18 protein-coding genes, 1 tRNA gene and 1 pseudogene are annotated in these 17,343 nt (G+C 51.2%); 8 read left to right on the plus strand and 12 right to left on the minus strand.

Going from position 1 to position 17,343, the window contains the following annotated elements; translation table 11 throughout:
- The first annotated feature begins 35 nt into the window (after window positions 1-35).
- A complete protein-coding gene (locus tag J0A66_RS19155) occupies window positions 36-2,168 on the plus strand; it encodes a TonB-dependent receptor (RefSeq protein WP_206575469.1) in 2,133 nt (710 codons plus the stop codon).
- A 132-nt stretch (window positions 2,169-2,300) separates the two neighbouring features.
- On the opposite strand, the gene J0A66_RS19160 is transcribed toward J0A66_RS19155, so the two are convergent.
- A complete protein-coding gene (locus J0A66_RS19160; RefSeq protein WP_206575470.1) occupies window positions 2,301-3,467 on the minus strand; it encodes a hypothetical protein in 1,167 nt (388 codons plus the stop codon).
- A 133-nt stretch (window positions 3,468-3,600) separates the two neighbouring features.
- On the opposite strand from J0A66_RS19160, the gene J0A66_RS19165 reads away from it, so the two are divergent.
- The 3 genes from J0A66_RS19165 to J0A66_RS19175 all read left to right on the plus strand — a co-directional run bounded on the left by J0A66_RS19165 (window position 3,601) and on the right by J0A66_RS19175 (window position 6,113).
- Window positions 3,601-3,810 carry a hypothetical protein gene (locus tag J0A66_RS19165; RefSeq protein ID WP_206575471.1) on the plus strand — a complete coding sequence of 70 codons (210 nt, stop codon included), beginning with the start codon at window positions 3,601-3,603 and terminating at the stop codon, window positions 3,808-3,810.
- A 397-nt stretch (window positions 3,811-4,207) separates the two neighbouring features.
- Window positions 4,208-4,295 (plus strand) — tRNA-Ser (locus tag J0A66_RS19170).
- Between the two features lie 96 nt (window positions 4,296-4,391).
- Window positions 4,392-6,113: a DUF6538 domain-containing protein gene (locus J0A66_RS19175; protein WP_206575472.1), complete on the plus strand. Its 1,722-nt coding sequence runs from the start codon at window positions 4,392-4,394 to the stop codon at window positions 6,111-6,113.
- Here the strand turns inward: J0A66_RS19175 and J0A66_RS19180 are convergent.
- Both J0A66_RS19180 and J0A66_RS19185 read right to left on the minus strand, forming a co-directional pair.
- Window positions 6,110-6,502: a hypothetical protein gene (locus J0A66_RS19180; protein ID WP_206575473.1), complete on the minus strand. Its 393-nt coding sequence runs from the start codon at window positions 6,500-6,502 to the stop codon at window positions 6,110-6,112. The two genes, J0A66_RS19175 and J0A66_RS19180, sit on opposite strands and share 4 nt — an antisense overlap.
- 65 nt (window positions 6,503-6,567) lie before the next feature.
- Entirely contained in the window at window positions 6,568-7,455 is an 888-nt protein-coding gene (locus J0A66_RS19185; protein ID WP_206575474.1) for a BRCT domain-containing protein, read from the minus strand.
- 152 nt (window positions 7,456-7,607) lie between these two features.
- Here J0A66_RS19185 and J0A66_RS19190 point away from each other — a divergent pair, with 152 nt between their 5' ends.
- From J0A66_RS19190 to J0A66_RS19205, 4 genes are all read left to right on the plus strand, one after another.
- Window positions 7,608-7,841 (plus strand): helix-turn-helix domain-containing protein, encoded by a 234-nt coding sequence (locus J0A66_RS19190; protein ID WP_241264317.1) that lies wholly within the window; start codon window positions 7,608-7,610, stop codon window positions 7,839-7,841.
- A 287-nt stretch (window positions 7,842-8,128) separates the two neighbouring features.
- Entirely contained in the window at window positions 8,129-9,007 is an 879-nt protein-coding gene (locus tag J0A66_RS19195) for a hypothetical protein (protein ID WP_206575475.1), read from the plus strand.
- Window positions 9,007-9,753: a ribonuclease H1 domain-containing protein gene (locus J0A66_RS19200; protein ID WP_206575476.1), complete on the plus strand. Its 747-nt coding sequence runs from the start codon at window positions 9,007-9,009 to the stop codon at window positions 9,751-9,753. Before J0A66_RS19195 ends, J0A66_RS19200 begins: the two co-directional genes overlap by 1 nt.
- Before the next feature lie 61 nt (window positions 9,754-9,814).
- On the plus strand, window positions 9,815-10,825 hold the full coding sequence (locus J0A66_RS19205; RefSeq protein WP_206575477.1) for a hypothetical protein: 1,011 nt from the start codon (window positions 9,815-9,817) through the stop codon (window positions 10,823-10,825).
- Window positions 10,826-10,965: 140 nt separating this feature from the next.
- On the opposite strand, the gene J0A66_RS19210 is transcribed toward J0A66_RS19205, so the two are convergent.
- From J0A66_RS19210 to istA, 9 genes and pseudogenes are all read right to left on the minus strand, one after another.
- On the minus strand, window positions 10,966-11,295 hold the full coding sequence (locus tag J0A66_RS19210; RefSeq protein WP_206575478.1) for a hypothetical protein: 330 nt from the start codon (window positions 11,293-11,295) through the stop codon (window positions 10,966-10,968).
- Window positions 11,296-11,371: 76 nt separating this feature from the next.
- On the minus strand, window positions 11,372-11,710 hold the full coding sequence (locus tag J0A66_RS19215) for a DUF7957 family protein (protein ID WP_206575479.1): 339 nt from the start codon (window positions 11,708-11,710) through the stop codon (window positions 11,372-11,374).
- Window positions 11,707-12,438 (minus strand): hypothetical protein, encoded by a 732-nt coding sequence (locus J0A66_RS19220; protein WP_241264318.1) that lies wholly within the window; start codon window positions 12,436-12,438, stop codon window positions 11,707-11,709. Before J0A66_RS19220 ends, J0A66_RS19215 begins: the two co-directional genes overlap by 4 nt.
- A 162-nt stretch (window positions 12,439-12,600) precedes the next feature.
- A pseudogene (locus tag J0A66_RS23965) lies at window positions 12,601-12,681 on the minus strand (RHS repeat-associated core domain-containing protein); the annotation flags it as partial.
- 98 nt (window positions 12,682-12,779) lie between these two features.
- Window positions 12,780-13,340, minus strand: a complete 561-nt coding sequence (locus J0A66_RS23990; RefSeq protein WP_500676667.1) for a YjaZ family protein — start codon at window positions 13,338-13,340, stop codon at window positions 12,780-12,782.
- Window positions 13,341-13,524: 184 nt separating this feature from the next.
- Complete coding sequence (locus tag J0A66_RS19225) at window positions 13,525-14,478, minus strand: tyrosine-type recombinase/integrase (protein WP_206575481.1); 954 nt, start codon at window positions 14,476-14,478, stop codon at window positions 13,525-13,527.
- Window positions 14,465-14,944, minus strand: coding sequence for a hypothetical protein (locus J0A66_RS19230; protein ID WP_206575482.1), 480 nt, complete (start codon window positions 14,942-14,944; stop codon window positions 14,465-14,467). The genes J0A66_RS19225 and J0A66_RS19230 overlap by 14 nt, the downstream gene beginning before the upstream one ends.
- Complete coding sequence (istB, locus tag J0A66_RS19235) at window positions 14,941-15,696, minus strand: IS21-like element helper ATPase IstB (protein ID WP_206575483.1); 756 nt, start codon at window positions 15,694-15,696, stop codon at window positions 14,941-14,943. The genes J0A66_RS19230 and istB overlap by 4 nt, the downstream gene beginning before the upstream one ends.
- A 1-nt stretch (window position 15,697) precedes the next feature.
- Window positions 15,698-17,236, minus strand: a complete 1,539-nt coding sequence (gene istA / locus J0A66_RS19240) for an IS21 family transposase (RefSeq protein WP_206575484.1) — start codon at window positions 17,234-17,236, stop codon at window positions 15,698-15,700.
- Window positions 17,237-17,343 lie beyond the last annotated feature (107 nt).

The following is a 17,343-nucleotide window of genomic DNA, read 5'->3' on the forward strand; positions in this document are numbered from 1 at the left end:
GCGCCACACTCACGTAGCAGTAGTACGGAAATCCAATGAAACCCAATTCGCGCTTCGTTCCTTGTTATCTCGCCGTCTGTGTGGCGATGGCCAGCTCCCAGGCCCTGGCAGATGTCGCCGACACTAAAGTAGAGCGACTGACGGTGACCGGCTCCCGCATCGTTGAAAGCCTGGATGAAGTACCCGCCAGCATCACCTTGATTACCCAGCAGACCATACAAGACAACCTGCAGGTCAGCAGCGAGCTGCAAAACCTGCTCTCGGTGGCGGTCCCGGGCATGGCGGCCAGCACGGGCAGTACCAGCAACTTTGGCCAGACTCTGCGTGGCCGGAATGTACTGGTAATGATCGACGGTGTGCCCCAGGACACTCCACTGCGTAACGGTGGATTGGGCATCCGCACTCTGGATCCGGCCAGCATAGAACGCATTGAAGTGGTCAAGGGCGCAACGTCCATTTGGGGTAACGGTGCGGCCGGCGGCGTGATCAATTACATCACCAAAAAGCCTGGCCAGGGAGCCGCCAACATTGCCCTGACCCAATCGGTACAGACCAGCCTGGTTAAGACCGAGGACAGTCTGGGCTACCGCACAGTCATATCTGCCGACGGCAGCCTGGAACAGTTCAGCTACGTGGCCAAAGCCTCCCAGGAAAAATACGGTGTCCAGCGGGATGCCGACGGCGACATCCTGGGCCTCCAGTACGGCCTGTCAGACAGCAAACAGCGGGATCTGTTCGTCAAACTCGGCTATGCACTCACCGACAGCCAGCGCCTGCAGCTCACCTACAACTACTACGACTCGGATCAGAATGCCGATTATATGGATATGCCCGGCCAGATAGATCTGGGCGGTAAGACCTATGCAGTGCCTCTGCCTGAGGGGCAATCCGCCACTGGCGCCCCTCAGGGCCCCGAGGGCAATTACAATCTGATGTTCAAGTACGAAAATGACGAACTCTTTGCCAATACTGCGCTGGTGTTGGATGCCTACGAGCAGAAGATCGACAATGTGTTTTTCTGGTCATCCAGCCTGGCCAATCCCGAGCAGGGATTTAACGGTGGGCAATCCGCCATTTTGTCTGAGAAACGTGGCCTTCGTTCGGTGCTGACCACCCAACTGAACTTCGGCGATATCGACGCCACCCTGATTTACGGCCTGGATCTGCTCGAAGATGTCACCTCACAGCCCCTGCTTGACGGCCGTATTTGGGTACCGCAAATGGACATGGGATCACAAGGGGCTTTTTTGCAAAGCAAATGGCAACTGGGCGATGACTGGACATTAAAAGCCGGCGCCCGTCGCGAGTCCATCAATGTTGAGGTGGACGACTACCAGACCCTGAGGCTGTGCCGCAGCGCCCAGACCTGTTCGGCGCCGATGGCAGTGACCGGCGGTGAGCTGGATTATGATGCCACCACCTACAATCTGGGTCTGCGTTACCATGCCGGTTCAGCCTTTTCGCCTTACCTAAGCTACTCCGAAGGCTTCGAGGTGCCGGATCTGGGCTTGCTGCTGCGTACTGCCACCGTCAGCGATATCGGCCTGATCCACAGCGAAGCCTCGGTGATCAAAAACTATGAGGCGGGTTTTAGCAGCCAGTTGCAGGACCTGTATCTGAGCCTGGCCGTATACCGCAGTACCTCTGAGCTGGGCACCGGCAGTCAGCTCGACACGCAAACGGGTATTTACCGCCCGGTGCGGGCACCGCAAAAAATCTGGGGTTATGAACTGGCCGCCGAGTATAACTTCGCGGAAGCCTGGCACATCAGCGCCGGTTACGGCTATACAGAAGGCAAGGATACCGAAAATGACGTCTATCTGGGGGCCCGCCAGATCAGCGCCCCCAAGCTGACCACAGCGGTGCTTTATCAACCCGGTAACGACCTGTCGGTCAGCCTGACCTGGCTGCACCTGTTTGACCGGGACCGTTTTGAGCCCAACAGTGAAGGCTTATACAGCGGCGACCAGGGGCCTATCAAAAGTTACGATGTGGTTAACCTGTCTGCCAGCTACCAGTTGGGCCAGTGGCAGCTGTTTGCCGGAATCGAAAATTTGTTTAATGAAGACTACTTCCCGGCCCGCTCACAGGCATTTCGCTACGGCACCGGCTACAGCGTCAAGGGGCTGGGCACCAACCTCAATATGGGGGTGACCTACCGTTTCTAAGAAACCAGGGGCGGATAAAGCGAGCGCATATGGCTTTATGCCAATCCAGTAAAAAGGGAGTCCTGCCGGACTCCTTTTTTGCTGCCTGTAGGGAGCGAACTGCCGGTCGCTGAGCCAGCAATGACAAGGCGTTTATTGCCCGCTTTCTGACGGCTCTTTGGTATAGCGCGGCACACAAGGCTCCACAGAAAAGCGGTATCCCAGTGGTGAGTCGTCCTTTTCGGCCACAAACATGGAATAGTCATCTATGGTCAGGGCATGCTGCTCGGGCCGTTTGGCACAGGCCGAATGAGGGTAGGTTTCAAAATGGTAGATAAACCTCGCCACCATCATATCAATAAAACGCACTTCCTCGACCGGGGCAGCGTCTGCCTGAGCCGCACCATCAGGCCGTTCAGCATCAACAGCCGGGACCACCGCTTCCTGTGCTTCTGCAGGCTCTGTTTGTCCCTCCATCAAACCCGCCGCATCAAGTCTGGCCTGAACTCTGGCCCGCTGAGGCCCGGTGAGTTGTTCCAGTAGTGTGGTCAGTTCCCTGCGGCTCATGTCTTCCAGATTTTGCTTGTCCACATCAGAGGATGGGCCCGTCATTAGCACCAACCCGTCGCCAAATACATCCATCTGTTTGGCATAGGGCTCCACCAAATGAACCAAGCCGATAATCAGCGCGGGGATCATAATGATGCGCAGGATCATAAAGGCCACCACGAAGGACTTGTCTTCCCAGTGTATGGGCACCTTGATGCCCACCAGGCGCAACAAAAGACAGATCAACAACCACAGATTGCCGGCCACCAGCGCCACGGAAAAAAACACTACCGTGGCCGTTACCAGCCAGAACGGCAACGTCAGAAAGGTGGTAAAACCCAGGGTAAAAATAAAGGGAGTGGGCTCAACGCCGGCAATATGGTTGATTTTAAGGGCCGCTATGGCCAGGGCCAGGTTGGCCGTGCCCGCATACAGCACCAGCAGCAGCCCCTTGCCCAGGGTCTTCTCCCAGATAGTATGAAACAGATGCCACATCTCCCGGATCAGACCGATGCCGGCCAGGATGATCACCGCATAGTTGATCACATTCCCATTCGGTTGGCGACTCTCACCTATGGTGCTCAAAAGCACGATAAAGGCAGCCAGGTAGAACCATTGGGACACGGTTAACTGGCGAAGCTTTTCCCGAAAGGTCCGCCGTGGTTTGTTCTTGCCCGGCAGGCCGAGACGGTTTTTAAAACGCCGCCACAGGCCAGGTTTCTGTGATTCAAAATCGGAGTCGGATTGGGAGTTCGCTGCAAGGTGGTCCATGGTGAGTCTGATTATTATGCTTTTGCCGGTCAGTGTATCAGTCAATTTCGCAAATACGAAAATCCACACTACAAGTCGCCCTGTCGGCGCGAAAATTGCCTACAATTTACTGACCCAACTCAAGGAGGAAACCATGGCTCACCAACACAAAAGATTGCAAGAGAACCAATTTAAACCCAGCAAGGCCCTTCGCAAAGCGCAGGCCCTGGCGGCCAGCCATATGCCCTATCCTGAAAAACTGAAGGAGCTGGACAAGCTGGCCGCTTCAGCCCCGGTGGAAGAACAAAACGCATTTGACGAATTGTTCGCCGAGTTGGAGGAAGAGACTTTGATGCGGGGGTAGCCCGGCCTCTAAACGGTAAATGGGGTAGTTAGCTGTCGCTAAAAAGATACATGGCTTGCCAGGTTGGCAGCATAGTCAAAGACCCTACACACGCAAAAATCAGAGTCAACCTAAAACCCCATGAACTTGGGGTAGGCATGTGACAGTCCCTTAGCTTCGTCCCATCTGTGTCAATGGGTTAGCGGCATATCTGAGCGTCCTTATTGGCGGTTCTGCCTATAAACCCAGCGATTGATTGCTATTTGGGATATTTTTCTTGATTAAGGTAGTTGAATTCCCTACCATACGCGGCGCTGAATTGGCCGGTAGAACCTTTATAGGTAGGCATCAGCAACGAGCACGCCGCAGTGCTCCTGAGCCCCCTCAGAAATCAACACGGCAAAGACAATTAGAATTAGGTGAGGTGTCCGAGTGGCTGAAGGAGCACGCCTGGAAAGTGTGTATACGGCAACGTATCGAGGGTTCGAATCCCTCCCTCACCGCCATCTTATCGACAGGCCCTGCAACTCGCGGGGCCTCGTCGTTTCTGGGGTCTGAGTAAAACGCGTCGAGCATTGACTGGTACAAAGAGGTGGTAGAGAATGCCGTCGATGACTAGTCCCTGGAAACACCCCAAGACCGGCGTTTATTATTTCCGAAGAGCCGTTCCCGCTGACATAAGGGGAGCGTTGGGTCGTGGCCGGGAAATAAAACGCTCCCTTAAGACGAAAAGCCCTAGCGAGGCCAAGCGCCTAATCGTCCCTCACATCGCCGAAACCGACGACCTTTTTAGCCTTGCAAGGCTCAGATCGGGTAACGACGATAATATCGCCCTTACCGTTAAAGATGCAGCCGTTATCGCTGCTCGTTGGTACGAACGCATGAAGGACGAGATCGACAAGAGAGGTGGAGACGTTGGGTTAGTCTCAAGGGTCGAGAGTCCCGATGGCCATGTCTATTTCGAAGAGATTTCTTTTCATCTGGCTATCACTGGGTCCGACATGCTCGATCCCAGTCCATCTCAGGTAGATAAGCTCGCCTGCCAGCTCAGTGAATTTATCGACGAACAGTTACGCCTTGAGGCCCTGAACGTCCCCAGAGGCACCGATCAATACCGTTGGCTGGCAAGAGAGTTCTCGCATCACCTATTCGAGTTAGAATCTCTTTGCCTTGCCCGGTTGAACAGCAATTGGTCTTACCGTCCCGCCGAGTCAATCGCCCACCAGCCACTCTCTATCGAGGTCGCCGGGGTGAGAAGCCCAGATAACCCTACCGCTAAGACTAACGGAAGGTTACTGTCCGAAGTCTTGAGGTCATACCGAACGTCGGAAGACATTAAAAGCGGGGGCGAATTAAGTAGGGCCAAGACACTCGACGGATACGAGTCCCACTTTAAACGCCTTATTGAAGTTATCGGCGATATTCCGATCGATAAAGTAGAGCCTAGACATATTTCGCACTACCGGGACACCTTGTTACAGCTTCCAAAGACAAAGTCCAAGGACGTACGCACCCTCTCGATTAAGGAGCAGATCGCTTACGGTAAAGTAAACGGCTGTCCCCTACTCTCTCCGGCAACCGTCAAGAACGCCTTAAAGCAGGTCGCGACGGTTTTTAATTACGCCCTTGAAATGGAGCTGATAGAGCGCAACCCGGCAGAAAGGGTTAAGAAGCCCACCGCTAAGAGGGTTACTGAGGCGACGGAGCTTGAGCGTGGATATACCGAAGACGAGTTAACCCGAATCTTTAGTCACCCGATTTTTAACGACCCAACGGCGCACAGACGGTACGGATGGGCCTCTTACTGGGTCCCGATCATTTGTCGATATACTGGGGCGCGTCTTAACGAAATCGCCCAGCTGCACAAGGCCGACGTAAAGCAGAACGACGGGGTTTATTACCTGAACATCTGTCGCGGTGAGGGACGTTCGGTCAAGTCTGATAGTTCTGTCCGACATGTCCCGATCCATAAACACCTTGTTGAGTTGGGGTTTCTCGATTTCGTTACAGAGTCAAAGAGTGGCCGACTGTTCCCCGAGATTCCTCTGGACAAATACGGCAAGGCTTCGACTAAGTTCAGCCCCTGGTGGGGCGAGATAGTCAGAGAGCAAGGCGTTAATCCAAAAGCTCCGTCCCACGAGTTCCGCCACACGGTTAAAACGGAGTTACGAGGGCTTGGGGTCCCTGACAGCGTTAGCGATCGTATAACGGGCCACAGCGCCAAGGGAGAAGGTGGACGCTATGGATCCGTTAGTTTGGTTAATCGCGAAGAGGTGATCGACAGGTTAATATATCTCAAATTAGAGAAGATCTACCTTCCCTAACAGAGTCGCATTTGAAGCCTAAACCAAGCGATAAAATGGCCAAGGGCTAGGAATACAAGTGTTATAGCAGGGAATATTAAGAAGAGCCCTTGTGCTGGCCACTCGACTATTACCCAAGTACAGAGTAAAAGCAGGGTGAAAAAGATAATCGATTTTTTCTTATGGGAACCCCTTTGGATGTTTAACAGATGAAATTCGACTGCGGCTTGCTCTTGAGCAGTTAGGGCATCAATAAGAATACTTGCTTGCTCCTTACCAAGGAACTGGATTGTCTCATGGGGGTCGAACCCCAACTTCCATATTTTATGCATTTGATTCTTTGTGGCATTTGGCTCATAAGGACCTCGAGGTGGAACTCCGTATTTTCTTAGTATCAGATTCACTTCCATATTATCTCCTTGCCCCCACACCGCTGTATGGACTATTCAGACCAGATTGACGCCAGATTGGTTCTCTAATCGATTAGTTGAGTCCAATTTTTCTCGGATAAGATCTTTATGGGTATTCCCTCTTCCCGATACTTGACGGCTTGTTCAATCTTCCGCCCATAGCTCTGAAACCGCCAGTCAGGAGTCACTAACTCACCAATAACAAGGTAGTTTAACGACTTGGTTATACGATTCTTGGGCTTAAGTCCCTTTGAGACAGCTAATCCTTCCAAAATGCGTCGACTACCAGAAACAAAGGTCCCGGTGAAACAAATGAGACTATCCTGTTCAATTTTTTCGATGGAATCTTCCAGGTAGGCGATAGACGAACACTCTGCCGATCCAGTCTCGTTGAACTGATAACCAGTAAGTTGCTTAACTAGATCGCCAAATTCTGTTAGTTCTCCTTGGGTAACTATCCCGTCAGACATAATTTGATTTGCTCGCGAGACTACCTGTTCGACTAGCCAATCGTCTTCGACTACGTCGTTTTCTCGAAGCCAACCAATTAGGAAATCGAACTCTTGTCGATTTACGCTCCCGTCGGCAACGACTCCCTGTAACACCCCGAGAAATTCGTTGATCTTAGCTTCGTAAATCCCCTCGTCTTCCGATGAACGGTAAGTTACAACGTCGTTACATAGAGTAAGAAGATCATGCATTTCCTCCGACGACACCGCTCCGTCTTCGACAACATCAGCGATAAGATCCAATAGATCTATCGCGTCGGGATCGTCTCTAAGTGAAGACTGGGATTTCAACCAAATGTTTAAATACATTAGTTCGTTCTGATTGAGCTTAGTGTCGGCTGTAACGCCGCTTAAAATGCCAATCAGACCATTCACGGCCTTGTCGATATTTCGTTTTCTATTGGCAAATTGGTGGGGACGAAACGCAGGAACATTAAATTCCATATTCATTATCTCCTTGCTTTGACTCGACTTTTATAGCCCCATAGGTGTGTCCGAGTCAATCGCTCCGCCCCTGATTTGCTGAGCTCATCTGGGCAAAGGCGACCGAACAGCCGATTAATACGAACACAGCCGCAGGTAAAGCGTTCCTAGACATGCTTGGGGTCTTCGCCGAGTTCGAGACTAACCTCCGCAAAGAGCGGCAGCTCGAGGGGATAGCGGAGGCAAAAACACGAGGCGTATATAAAGGAGGCGCTCCGTTAGACGCAGAGAAGAAAGAAAGAGTTCGGCAGCTTTATCGTAGCGGAATGAAACCCGCCGATATCGTTCGCGAGAGTGGAGTCGGTAAAACGTCGGTCTTCAAGATTATCAAGGAGTTGAGATCGTGATATTCGGTCCAATATATGGCCTTTCGTTGAAGAGTACGAATAGCCGACTGTCCGATTGCGAGAGTGCTATTATGGGACACCCTTGAGCCCCCCCCCTAAACTCGTCCCGAAGCCTTGCGATATTGGGCTTTAAGGCGACTTAACCCTGTCTCTTTTTATTTTTTTATTTCGAGGGCCTTTCTCCATTGCCAAGACTTACAAAAATCCACCTGTCTAGCATCCTAACGCTAAAAGAGCTGAACCCTAGGGACACCTCATTCGCAGGCTCGAAAGCTAAAGGTGAAGCCTTGAAGGGGCTTCTAGTCGAACACCAAAAGAGCATGGCCAGCGAGGCGAAACGGGACGTTAAGCCTACAGCTCAAGGACCTTCCCTTAGAGGAAACATTCCGGCTTTAGTTGTTTGTAAGCCACCAAAAGATCTCCCGGAAACTTACCGGGCAAAGCTCACCGACAAGACTCGCGTACTGGTCGACGGCTATCAAAGGTACGAAGCAATTAAAGAAGCTGGTGGCCTCGAGGTGCGAGTCAGCATTACAGAGATCGATGTTAACTCAACGGCCCAACTCATGCGGAAAGCCCTTGAGCTTAACTATGGGAACTCCATGCCGTTAACTCGGGGAGAAAAGTTAGCCCATGTATTCCGACTCTTGTTGCTCGGTGAGTTCGACGACGGCTCGCCATGGCGTCCACAATTCGAAGACATCGCGGTAGCTTCAACATTGTCCGAATATAAACGTCTCGCCGACTTCACTCGTAAAGAATTAAGGCTCGAGGGCCTAACATTCGATCAGCTCCGGGTCACTCTTGTTGAAGGCATGAGGGACGTGTTGGGCGAGTTTGAGGCCATCCATTACGACTCCAAGGGCTTCCCTTCGAAGCGTTCGGTCTCCAAATGGGAGCAGGTTCTCCGTAAGGGAGACGTTGAGGCTTGGCGTAAAGAGAAGACCGAGGAGGCCGCAAGACGCGCAGAGGAACTGCAAGATGCCTCTCGTTCACTGACAAAACCTCTTGAGAGGATGTCGCCACAGACACGCGTTGCTGTCCTGCAAAGGCAACTCGCAATTGCCAGAGCTGAGCTTGCGGATCAGCCAGACGAAGAGTTTAAGGACCTCTTCGTGGACGAGCCGGAAGAGTTCATATTGATCGACGAAGACGAGGAGTTTTAATGCCGAGCTACTACGCAGTCCGGAAGGGACACAAAACGGGGGTATTCGAGACGTGGTCGGAATGCCAACAGGCCACCAGCGGTTTCCCCAAGGCAGAATACAAAAAATTTAAGACTCGAGAAGAAGCCGAGGCCTTTGCTGGTGGATTAGCCCCGGCTCTCGTGAAGCCGAAGCTCGCTTCTAAGCCTAAAGGCCAAGGAGACCTGACCGTCATCTCTCCGTATAGGTTCCCGGTTCAGATCTATACCGACGGGGCTTGCGACCCCAACCCAGGAAGCTCTGGGTCAGGTCTTGTGGTCTACGAAGGCGGACAATTAACCATGCTTAGATACGGCCTCCACGAGCCACAGGGGACGAATAACAGCGCCGAGTTAATAGCCCTCCGGGAAGCCTTAAAGATTGCCCCCCGGTACATCGAAAAAGGCAGCCCTGTCGAGATCCTGAGCGACTCTGATTACTCCCTTAAGGCCGTGTTTGTCTGGGCCGAGAAGTGGTCCCGAAACGATTGGCAGACCTCGAAGCAAGAACCCGTCAAAAACGCCGACTTAATCCGAGAGTGTGTGGCCTTAGCTGCTCCACTCATAGGTCGTATTCAAGTGACCCACGTTGCGGCACACAACGGCACTGAGGGCAACGAGCTGGCCGATCGGCTGGCTATGCAAGCCTCCATTCACAAAGTCGTGGGATGGAGCGACTATGGCACATATACATCGGTTGAAGATATATTACAGCTTGTGCGTGGATAAAATCCGCCTTTTGTCAAAGGGTTAACCTTCTCACGGCCATAGTTTTTAGGAGAACATTAGAATGGATTTGGAGTCGATTAGGCCTAAAGAGTCCCCTCGGATAATAGACCTCGTTACTGAGGTTGGGATCGATACTAGTAATTGGGCTATCAACGAGGATGGCACTGAATGTGCGGTGCCTGCAAGCAATCCGAAGTACTGCTATGAGTGGTGTTTCCGAGACCACAAGAGAAAAATCTTACTTCTCAACTTGTGGTTCGACGAGACTTCGGTTGAGGACGGGGTCTTGGTCCAGCGTCAGAATCTAAGGGGCTTAGCCTCAACTGACAAAGCCTCAAACAGACGCCGACGAGCTGCCAACATGGATTCCGCATTGCGTGTGGCGTCGATGGGTGGATGGACCGTCAGAGTCATGATTATGGATGGCAAAAACGAAAGCGACGCCAAACAAAAAGCAAGCGCCAGAATGCTTGACCCGAACCCTTGGCGCGTCGAAAAGTACGACGAGGAGACTGGAGACTGTATTCTTGTTAGGGAAGGGCTGAGTGCCTCTGTTCAGGAAATGGAATCAAAGACTTGGTCTCAGGAAGAGCTTAGGGCCCTAGTTGGAGCCTACGTTGAGATGCGGGACAAGCAGTTAGCCGGTGAAACCTTCTTAAAGGAAGGGCTGTACCGAAGATTAGCAGAACAGTTTGGCCGAGCCGAGAAGTCACTCCAGGATCAAATGCAGGTCATTTCCCATGTATTCGCACAACAAGGCCGTCAGTGGATAAAAGGACTCAGACCAGCTAGGAATGTGGGAGCCAATAAGACCAAGGAAATTGAGGCTTTACTTGCTGAAGTGGAGGGAACAAGCCACTCCGACGCAGCTAGCTTTTACTCGACTGTTGACGACTTTCGCCGAAAAGGGCTCCCCCCTCCCTCTGGCAGTAGGGTTCCGGGCCAAAGTGAAAATATTTCGACAACATACAACAGAGATCCACAGGTAATCGCCTGGATACTTAACGAGGCGGATGGCACATGTGAATCTTGCGGTAGCCCTGCTCCATTCGTAAAGAGTGATGGTTCCTAGCGGCGCTGGCCCCTACTGCCCGGCCTGCTGGTCATGGGTGATCACTTCTACTGGTAAGGACTGACCACCGTGCTGGTAAGGATTGCCCGGTCAGGCACAAAAAAACGCCCAAAATGGGCGTTTCTTATAAGAGGCCGGTATCAGTCTTTATTTTTCTTCTCCTTACGGGCTTTGATTTTGATGACCGCGCTGGTGTCGTCGCGGGACAGGCATTCTTTGTCGTGGCCATTTTTGAAGGTGAGTTCTACTGGCTGGCTTTGCTGTTTGGCGCGCTGGGCGATGGCCATTTTGGTGGGCAGGTCTTCGTCACCGACAAAGCCCAGCACCTGCCAGTTCTGGCCTTCCAACTGGATAAAGGTTTTTTCTTCGGTTGGATACAACATTTGCACCTTGGCATCCGGGCATTTGACGTTGGCTTGGGCGAAGGCACTGGCTATTAATAGCATCAATCCAGTTAGTATTTTTTGCATTTTTATTCCTTTAACATCTTGATTAAGATAATTTTTATTAATTTTGCACAGCGCGAAATTTGACCATGTGTATCTTTCACTTATAGAAATCTTTTCTCAATATTTTCCCCGTCGATATATCAAGTTCACATTCATATGAAGAAAATGAATATACTGTTAAAGGGACTCTTTTAGCGATTTTCCAATAAACATCTGATTTTTTTGTCGTGGGTAACTCAGCCTCCCACAGCTTTGTACCATTAGAGCTATAACCAATTAGATTCCGATATTGTCCTCCACTACCTAACTCAGCATCCGGATCAAGAAATACTATTATTACTCCCTGTACATCAAACGCTTCGAGGATCTCATGTGGTAGCATAACTGGGTTACCATTAACTTTTAAAATAGTTCCTGAATAACTGATTTGACTCATCTTAAGGGACTCCCAGGGCCAAAATTCTTTGTAGGGATGCGATCTAAAAGCTCAAACTGTTCAGCCCCTCCTCTTCGGTTGGGGAACATTTCATTAGCTCTTATCGGAGCTGCTCTAGAACGCCTTAATGTAGTGCCTGCTGGCACTACAACCTGCTGAATAAATTCGGCTGTATTTGATCGAGGTAAAGCCAATGCTTCTTGTGCATAGCCGCTACTTTTAGGTTTTACTGCTGTCAGGAATCCTCCAACAGTTTTGTCACCAGAAAATACCCTGAAGAAAATCTGCTCTGCCTCAGTAACGAACTCGCGAATTACCCCAGCTTCATTTGGAGTTCTACTTGCAACAGCACTTCTAATTGCTTGAGCTGCCTGTCCACTAGCTCTTCCCGGTGTCAGTCCCGTTGCATAATATCCTAAACCAACTCTATCCTTAAATGCCTCTATATCAGCGTTGTCCTCAGGGTCGGCGTTTAACCAGTGCTCAGAACTCATATCCCCATACCAAATTCCCATTGTTATGAGATTGCCTAATGATTTGACTAACCCCATATAAGGATTGCCATCCAAGGGCTCGATGGTTCCAGTTATCTGTGGATAATTTCCCCCCTGCTTAGCCTTTTGATACTCGCCAAGCATATCCATCATTTCTTTGACATCACCGCCTGTCAAAGGCTGGGATGCGCTGGCTCCGTTGGACTCACTGCCTCCATGCTTACTATTAAGCATCTTGGCTGTATTTGATGCGGCTTGGTTCGATCCATTACCGCCATTACTGGGAGGCAACTTGTCACATATGCTCTCAAGTCGTGATGCTGCGCATGGCGCATACCCCGTAGGGTCGGTGCCACTCAGCGGATTGTTAAGGATATAGGAGTACGGATTAATGCCCTGACTATTGCCACTGCCGTGGATAATGGGGTCCACAGACAGGAACCGTCCGACCTTGTAATCGTACACCCGGCCGTTCATATGGATTAATCGGGCAGCACTAGGGGTCCTAGTTGTTAGAGAACAAGCAAAGGGAGGTGATTAGAAAGAAACAGTCCTTCGTGAAGCAAATCCCTATTTCACCTGGATGGTGGCTTCTGTGGTAACTTTTTGTTGGCATGTAGGTTATGACAAATAACCCAGAAATTCACCTTTTTTGTTTTAGTTGGTCGTGCAGGCAGAGGATAGGCACTTTCAACGTGAAAGCGCATTTTTCCCCTTGCCTTCCAGACTCTGAAAACAACCTGATAGAAAATTTCATTTCCATCATCGTCTTCCAGCTTACAGGTACAATAGCGGCTGTACCCACCGTGATAGCAAAACTGGGCAGGTAATGTCTCTAATATATAGGGCAGATGAAAAGACAAAGCGTACCTGGTCGGACAAAATGCTCTTGGATCTTCCGGTTTATGGGGATAAATCTGTGGGCCGCCAGGGTCTTTCGATTTACTGGGATCTACAGTAAAAACATGGTGTGAAATGGTGATGTACAGTGTGTACTGTTCGTTCCTCTCAGGACGACTATAGGTATGCTTTCTGGCTTCCAGGTGATCAAAGTGAATTGGTGTACCCTGGTAGTCAAAGGGCTTCCAATACTGGTATTCACTATCGGCAAGATTGAAAAGACGCTTCGAGCTCATTTATTGTAATGATTATTTGAGGCCAGAAATAACAAAGGCTCCAACAAGGGAGCCTTCGCCAAGTCATACTTGGATTCAGAACGTCATTACCGGACATTGCCTCGACCCTTTCGGGTTACGTGGTGTCATGCTTTCGCATGTCTGCTGCACCATGCCTATAGTTTCGGCCTTTTTGACGGGATTGTCAATTCTGTTCATGGGCGGCAGGATGCGTCCGGTTATAGACTTCCCGAAGCTTCGTCATGCTCACATGCACATAGACTTGCGTGGTGGACAAGTCGGCATGTCCCAGGAATTCCTGCACATGGCGGATATCAGCCCCGTTATCAACCATATGTGTAGCAGCAGCGTGGCGGTACTGGTTGCAGGCACCGGTTTTGCGGATATCTGACAGTTTGATGTATTTCGCCACAAGCTCGGATAGCTGCGCCGCCCGGAACGGCTTGCCACTATTCGCCAGGAACAGGGCTTTGCCTGAGTACGAATTGGCAAACTTGGGCCTGACTTCTTTCAGGTAACGGTAAATCCACAGACAAGCATTCCTGGCTATCGGCACATAGCGGTCTTTAAACCCCTTGCCCTGGTTCACCCGAAGATGATGCTGCTCAAAATCCACATCGTCCAGGGTCAGGGTGCCCAGCTCAAAGCGCCTGATCCCGGACGCATAGTAGGTGGCCATGATGGCTCTGTCTCTTATCCCCTTCAGACCATAATGCTCTGCCTGCTGAAGTACTTTAATCACCTCCTGCTTGCTCAGGATTGGTTTGGGCAAGCGCCTGCCATTTTTAGGCAGTTCGAAGTGCTCGACTGCATTTACCGAAACCACGCCTTTGATAAACAAGGTTCTGATCAGCACTTTCACTGCCGTCAGCCGGTACCGGATGGTCGCCCGGCACAGGGGCTCGCCATCAAGGGCTTTTCGGTATTGATTGAGGTGCTGCTGATAGCTGTCCAGCACATCCACATCAACCAGATTGGCACTGACAATACCATGCACTTCCCCCCACTTTTGGAACAGCGATAAAGCCGCGCCTTTACTGACCACGGTGTTTTCACTCTGTCCTTTTGCCCGGCAGACTTCCAGGTAGTAATCAATACAACCCGTCAGTGTCAGGGACTTGGGTTTAGTGAGTAACATAACGCTGCCCCCATACCATAATGCTGAACCTGATCGGATGCGTATAAACACAATCCCGGTACCACTGAATAATGCGAGGTGCAGGACGGCTGGGGCAGCGAAGCTTCACCCCACAGGCCGCTATCAGCTTGCCCTCATCAAATACCGGTTCAACAATGCAACCCCGGAAGATTTCATGGCCGTTGGCCTTGGTTAAGCCCAACCGTCGGAGCGCACCTCTGAAACCAGCGCCATCCGGCTTTTCAGAGGTTTGCACGTAGCGGTTGAGCTTGCGATCACAAATACCGATTTGCTGAGATGTTATGGTATCCATGCTGATCCCCCGTCGTGCGAGCTTTTTGCAGGCCGCGGCATTAGCAAGCAAACGCTGATGGTAAATGTCGAAAAGCTGCTTCAGATACAACTCGTCTATATCAACGGACATCAGCATCTGCTCAAACTCTTCTATATGTAATTCGCTGCTCATACCTTGCCCTCCTTGACCGTTTTATAAAGCTTGCGCATGGATTCGCCGTGCAGTTCCAGGCGGTGAGACCGATGAATAATGCGATCCATAATGGCATCAGCCAGGGTCGGTTCCCCGATATACTCATGCCACTTACTGATGGGAAGCTGTGTGGTGATGATAAGCGATCCTGACTCGGTACGATCTTCTATCAGCTCCAGTAAATCCTGCCGGTTGCGCTCACTCAATGGAGCCATGGCCCAGTCATCCAGGATCAGCAGTTTGAACTTGGAGAGTTGACTGCGCAGCTTTGGCAAAGAGCCGTCCTTGCGGGCAATATCCAGCTCTTCCATCAGCAGGCCGTAGCGCTTGTACAACACCGGCAGGTTCAGTTTGATCGCCTGGTTTGCCAGCGCACAGGCAATCCAGCTTTTGCCAACACCGGTTGGCCCCGTGATAATCAAAAACTGATTGCGTATCACCCATTCGCAGTTAACCAAAGAGGCCAGATACCCTTTATCGATACCTCGTTTCGCCAGGTGGTCGATATTCTCAACACAAGCCTGGCCTTGCTTGAGTTTGGCCGCTTTGAACAGGCGTTCGCGCTTTTTCTGGGATTTGTGCTGGATTTCCTCACAGGTTAAGAAGGCCAGCACATCAAGGATGGGCATGGCAGCCATATCCGGTGTGACCAGGACTTTTTGCAGGGCATCACACATCCCCATTAGCCGTAGTGTCTGGAGGTTCTCAAAAACACTTTTTTCATTACTCATGTTACTGCCCTCCATTCACATAATATTCCGCACCCCGCACATTGTGGTGAAGGGGCAGCTGCGACTGCACGGGGCCATCATCCTGCCCAGGCTCATCCAAACGGCATTGCAGGATAGAGCGCACGCTGCTGACAGTCAGAGACTGGATTTCACAGGCGCACTGACAGGCCTTCTCAAAACGCGAGTGACCATATTGCCGGGCCAGTTTTTGTAATTGTGCACTGGCTCTGCAACCCTGAAGGGAGTATTCCGGCTTGTCGGCAAATTGTGCGGACACCAGCGCCAAAGCACTTTCACCAATGCTTTTGGCCCACTGTTTAAAGTGGGCCCTGGACTGCTCTGCATAGGCCTGATGGCTTTTAGGCCGGTGACGGTTTTCGGTGGTTGCCCCGCCCTGCACAAAGCTGCGCAGATGCACTACCACCAGTTTGTGCTGGAAGTAGATTTCCACCTTGCTCTGACAGACTTTGATATCAACATGCTGGTTGGTCAGCTCATAAGGCACCGAGTACGCATGGCCAAGCACATACACATGGTAATCCCGGTTTACTTTCTGCTGATGGAGCCAGCAACCAATATCAAAGACCTTGACAGGCAAGGAGGAAAGTGCCTCTTTTTCAGCATCTTCAAACCGCTCACGGCGATTGCCTGCATAGCGCTTGAACCGGCGCTGATTTAACTGCTCCAGTAGTTCCTGCATTGCCTGGTTAATCTCGGCGATACTGAAAAACTGCCGACGGCGCAGCACCACGGTGATCCAACGGGTCACCAGTAGCACACCAATCTCAGCTAGGGATTTATCCTGTGGCCGTCTGACCCGGGCGGGATCAATCACAAAGCCATAATGCTCAGCCAGCTCCTGATAGCTGTGATTAACTTCCGGGAATTTGCTAGGTGTGGTAACCGCAGACTTGAGGTTATCCGGCACCACCAGTTGCGGCACACCGCCATAGTAGGCGAGCATCTTCTGATGGGCCCCCAGCCAGTCTTCCAGTTTCTGCGAGCGCAGCGCCATGGCAAACACCAACTGTGAATGGCCCAGCACGCCGACAAAAATCTCCGCAAAATGCTCTTCACCGGTTTGTGTCTCAGTCCAGGGTATGCGTTTCCCGGCAAAATCCACAAAGCAGACTTCGCCAGGAGCATAGTATTGGCGCATTGAGACATCGATGGATTTAACATATTCACGGTAGTAATGGGTGAACTGCGAGTAGCAGTAGGCATCCTGGGGGCGAATACTCCGGTACTCTTCCCACAACTGGATCAGCGTTTGGTGCCTGGCCTGCATCAGATGGTGGATATGCGGCCAGTCCGGTTGGCGTTTTGTGCTAACTGTCGGTCCGGGTTGGCTGAGCTGACACACCAACTGGTTATCAGTCAGTTGCTCCATTTCCTCGGGTGTTAATGTCACCTCCCGCAACTTACTCCGATACGTGCGCACAGTATTAGGTGATGTACCGACAAGTTGCCCAATACGGCGGTTGGAATAATTTGTACTCATCAGCAACCGGAGTAGCTGCCGCAATGTTTGCTTGCTCATAATGAGCCTCCTCAATTTCAAGGTTAATGAAATCAAGGCCCGCCATGCCTGAGCCTCGGTACACTACCGAAACTTGACAGTCAGGCATGGGAAAGCTTTAATGAAAG

The organism is Bowmanella dokdonensis (assembly GCF_017254865.1).
Lineage (GTDB): Bacteria > Pseudomonadota > Gammaproteobacteria > Enterobacterales > Alteromonadaceae > Bowmanella > Bowmanella dokdonensis.

Bases quoted from the DNA above. Each gene is read 5' to 3' on its own strand.
- J0A66_RS19155 (WP_206575469.1), top strand. From the start codon at position 36: ATGAAACCCAATTCGCGCTTCGTTCCTTGTTATCTCGCCGTCTGTGTG.
- J0A66_RS19160 (WP_206575470.1), bottom strand. From the start codon at position 3,467: ATGGACCACCTTGCAGCGAACTCCCAATCCGACTCCGATTTTGAATCA.
- J0A66_RS19165 (WP_206575471.1), top strand. From the start codon at position 3,601: ATGGCTCACCAACACAAAAGATTGCAAGAGAACCAATTTAAACCCAGC.
- J0A66_RS19175 (WP_206575472.1), top strand. From the start codon at position 4,392: ATGCCGTCGATGACTAGTCCCTGGAAACACCCCAAGACCGGCGTTTAT.
- J0A66_RS19180 (WP_206575473.1), bottom strand. From the start codon at position 6,502: ATGGAAGTGAATCTGATACTAAGAAAATACGGAGTTCCACCTCGAGGT.
- J0A66_RS19185 (WP_206575474.1), bottom strand. From the start codon at position 7,455: ATGGAATTTAATGTTCCTGCGTTTCGTCCCCACCAATTTGCCAATAGA.
- J0A66_RS19190 (WP_241264317.1), top strand. From the start codon at position 7,608: ATGCTTGGGGTCTTCGCCGAGTTCGAGACTAACCTCCGCAAAGAGCGG.
- J0A66_RS19200 (WP_206575476.1), top strand. From the start codon at position 9,007: ATGCCGAGCTACTACGCAGTCCGGAAGGGACACAAAACGGGGGTATTC.
- J0A66_RS19205 (WP_206575477.1), top strand. From the start codon at position 9,815: ATGGATTTGGAGTCGATTAGGCCTAAAGAGTCCCCTCGGATAATAGAC.
- J0A66_RS19210 (WP_206575478.1), bottom strand. From the start codon at position 11,295: ATGCAAAAAATACTAACTGGATTGATGCTATTAATAGCCAGTGCCTTC.
- J0A66_RS19215 (WP_206575479.1), bottom strand. From the start codon at position 11,710: ATGAGTCAAATCAGTTATTCAGGAACTATTTTAAAAGTTAATGGTAAC.
- J0A66_RS19220 (WP_241264318.1), bottom strand. From the start codon at position 12,438: ATGCTTAATAGTAAGCATGGAGGCAGTGAGTCCAACGGAGCCAGCGCA.
- J0A66_RS23990 (WP_500676667.1), bottom strand. From the start codon at position 13,340: ATGAGCTCGAAGCGTCTTTTCAATCTTGCCGATAGTGAATACCAGTAT.
- J0A66_RS19225 (WP_206575481.1), bottom strand. From the start codon at position 14,478: ATGTTACTCACTAAACCCAAGTCCCTGACACTGACGGGTTGTATTGAT.
- J0A66_RS19230 (WP_206575482.1), bottom strand. From the start codon at position 14,944: ATGAGCAGCGAATTACATATAGAAGAGTTTGAGCAGATGCTGATGTCC.
- istB (WP_206575483.1), bottom strand. From the start codon at position 15,696: ATGAGTAATGAAAAAAGTGTTTTTGAGAACCTCCAGACACTACGGCTA.
- istA (WP_206575484.1), bottom strand. From the start codon at position 17,236: ATGAGCAAGCAAACATTGCGGCAGCTACTCCGGTTGCTGATGAGTACA.